Origin of the sequence: Streptomyces sp. (assembly GCF_031178505.1) — a bacterium.
Taxonomy (GTDB): Bacteria; Actinomycetota; Actinomycetes; order Streptomycetales; family Streptomycetaceae; genus Streptomyces; species Streptomyces gulbargensis.
Map to the genome: position 1 here is coordinate 1 of NZ_JAPSIW010000781.1, position 3,170 is coordinate 3,170.

The window sequence follows — 3,170 nt, forward strand, 5'->3', positions numbered from 1 at the left end:
CGCCCCCTGACCTTCGGCACCTGGATCGGCGGCGACCGCGACGGCAACCCCAACGTCACCCCGCAGGTCACCTGGGACATCCTGATCCTCCAGCACGAGCACGGCATCACCGACGCCCTCGAACTGGTCGACTTCCTCCGCGGCCTGCTCTCCAACTCCATCCGCTACACCGGGGCCACCCAGGAACTCCTGGACTCCCTCCAGCGCGACCTGGAGCTCCTGCCGGAGATCAGCCCCCGCTACAAGCGGCTCAACGCCGAGGAGCCCTACCGGCTCAAGGCCACCTGCATCCGCCAGAAGCTCGTCAACACCCGCGAGCGCCTCGCCAAGGGCACCCCCCACCAGGAGGGCCGCGACTACCTCGGCACCGCCGAGCTGCTGCGCGACCTCACCCTCATCCAGACCTCGCTGCGCGAGCACCGCGGCGGCCTCTTCGCCGACGGCCGCATGGACCGGGTCATCCGCACCCTCTCCGCCTTCGGCCTCCAGCTCGCCACCATGGACGTCCGCGAGCACGCCGAAGCCCACCACCACGCCCTCGGCCAGCTGTTCGACCGGCTCGGCGAGGAGTCCTGGCGGTACGCCGACATGCCGCGCGACTACCGGCAGAAGCTGCTCGCCAAGGAGCTCCGCTCCCGCCGCCCGCTCGCCCCCACCCCCGCGCCGCTCGACGCCGCCGGCGAGAAGACCCTCGGCGTCTTCCACACCATCAAGGAAGCCTTCGAGCGCTTCGGCCCCGAGGTCATCGAGTCGTACATCATCTCGATGTGCCAGGGCGCCGACGACGTCTTCGCCGCCACCGTCCTCGCCCGCGAGGCCGGCCTGATCGACCTGCACGCCGGCTGGGCCAAGATCGGCATCGTGCCGCTCCTGGAGACCACCGACGAGCTCAAGGCCGCCGACGTCATCCTCAACGACATGCTGGCCGACCCCTCCTACCGGCGCCTCGTCTCGCTCCGCGGCGACGTGCAGGAGGTCATGCTCGGCTACTCCGACTCCTCCAAGTTCGGCGGCATCACCACCTCCCAGTGGGAGATCCACCGCGCCCAGCGCAGGCTCCGCGACGTCGCCCACCGCTACGGGGTCCGGCTGCGCCTCTTCCACGGCCGCGGCGGCACCGTGGGCCGCGGCGGCGGCCCCTCGCACGACGCGATCCTCGCCCAGCCCTGGGGCACCCTGGAGGGCGAGATCAAGGTGACCGAGCAGGGCGAGGTCATCTCCGACAAGTACCTCATCCCGTCCCTCGCCCGCGAGAACCTCGAACTGACCGTCGCGGCCACCCTGCAGGCCTCCGCCCTGCACACCGCGCCCCGCCAGTCGGACGAGGCCCTCGCCCGCTGGGACGCGGCCATGGACACCGTCTCGGACGCCGCCCACACCGCGTACCGCAAGCTCGTCGAGGACCCGGACCTGCCGACGTACTTCCTGGCCTCCACCCCCGTCGACCAGCTCGCCGACCTGCACCTGGGCTCCCGCCCCTCCCGCCGCCCCGGCTCGGGCGTCTCGCTCGACGGACTGCGCGCCATCCCGTGGGTCTTCGGCTGGACCCAGTCCCGGCAGATCGTCCCCGGCTGGTACGGCGTCGGCTCCGGCCTGAAGGCGCTGCGTGAAGCGGGCATGGAAGGCGCCGCCGTCCTCGGCGAGATGTACGAGCGGTGGCACTTCTTCCGCAACTTCCTCTCCAACGTGGAGATGACGCTCGCGAAGACCGACCTGCGGATCGCCCGCCACTACGTCGACACCCTCGTCCCCGACGAGCTCAAGCACGTCTTCGACACCATCGAGGCCGAGCACGCCCTCACCGTCTCCGAGGTCCTCAAGATCACCGGCGGGGAGAAGCTCCTCGACTCCCACCCGGTCCTCCAGCAGACCTTCGCCATCCGCGACGCCTACCTGGACCCGATCTCCTACCTCCAGGTCTCCCTGCTCGCCCGCCAGCGGGCCGCCGCCGAGCGCGGCGAGGACCCGGACCCGCTCCTCGCGCGGGCCCTGCTCCTCACCGTGAACGGTGTCGCCGCCGGCCTGCGCAACACCGGCTGACACCCGCCCGTACCACGCGACGGTGCCCCCACGGGAGATCCCGTGGGGGCACCGTCATGACGGGGTACGTCAGTGCTGCTGGGCCTTGCGGCGACGGCTCACCAGGAACGCGCCGGCACCCGCGAGGGCGACGGCGACGGCGGCGAGGACGCCGACCGGGGCGCTGGAGCCGGTCTCGGCGAGGTCACCCTCGGCCGAGCCGCCCGTGGAGGACGAACCCGACGCGCTCGGCGCCGGCTGACCCGCGCTCTCCGAGGACGTCGAGGTCGGCGAGACGCTCTCGCCCGGGGTACCCGTGGTCGGGCCGCCGGTGGTCGGGGTCCCGGACGGGGCGGTGCTCTCGGACGGGGTGCCCGAGGGGGTGCCGGTGGTGGGCGTGCCCGTGGTGGGCACGTCCGTGGTCGGCGTGCCGGTCGGCGTCCCGGTGGTCGGGGTGTCCGTCGGCGTCGGCGCGGTGGTGGTGGGCGTGCCGGTCGGCGTGGGCTTGGCGCTCGCGGGGCAGGTGTGCGAGAGGTTGAAGAAGTTCTTCTTCAGCTCGCCGTTGATCTCCGCCGTGGCCGAGATCAGCTCGGCGCCCGGCTCGGAGGCCACGTAGGCGTGCTTGTCGCTCGGCGGGCCGAAGACCGTGACGGTCTGGACGCCGCCCGGCTTGAACTCGACCGTCAGCTTGGTGAAGACGGCGCTGTCGCCCTTGCCGCTGCCCGGCAGCACGAAGTGCCAGCCGTCCTTGTCGGACGGAACGGGCGGGCAGTCGCCCTTCTCGTACTCGCCGGCCGAGATCGGCAGCTGCTCCTGCTGGTTGAACTCGGGGTTCGGGCGCTCGGAGGCGGAGGCGGCCGGGGCCAGGACCAGGGAGCCCGCCATGGCCGCGACAAGCGCGCCGGCGGAAATCAGGGATCGTCGCATGTGCAGTCGTCCATCTGGGATGAGGGATGCCGTGGGAGGTGGCGGGGGCAGCCTATCCGTCGCCTTACGTCACCCTTAACCCAGAGGTTCATAACGATCGCACAGGACCCGCCGGAATCAACGGCTATGCGTCACAACGCGAAGAACGCCGCCACCAGCAGCACACCACCCGCACCCGCCAGCGACCACGCCACCCGCGACATCCGCAGCCCGCCCGCGACCAC

Annotated in this window: 2 protein-coding genes; one reads left to right on the forward strand and one right to left on the reverse strand. The window is 71.8% G+C overall.

Annotated elements, in window-relative coordinates:
- Positions 1-2,040: phosphoenolpyruvate carboxylase (locus RIF68_RS32215; protein WP_309054805.1), on the forward strand; the 2,040-nt coding region annotated here is incomplete at its 5' end.
- A gap of 69 nt (positions 2,041-2,109) precedes the next feature.
- Here the strand turns inward: RIF68_RS32215 and RIF68_RS32220 are convergent.
- A complete protein-coding gene (locus RIF68_RS32220; protein ID WP_309054806.1) occupies positions 2,110-2,946 on the reverse strand; it encodes an LPXTG cell wall anchor domain-containing protein in 837 nt (278 codons plus the stop codon).
- Positions 2,947-3,170 lie beyond the last annotated feature (224 nt).

What these genes read in the sequence shown, in the direction of transcription:
- RIF68_RS32220 (WP_309054806.1), bottom strand. Translation starts at nt 2,946, where the DNA reads ATGCGACGATCCCTGATTTCCGCCGGCGCGCTTGTCGCGGCCATGGCG.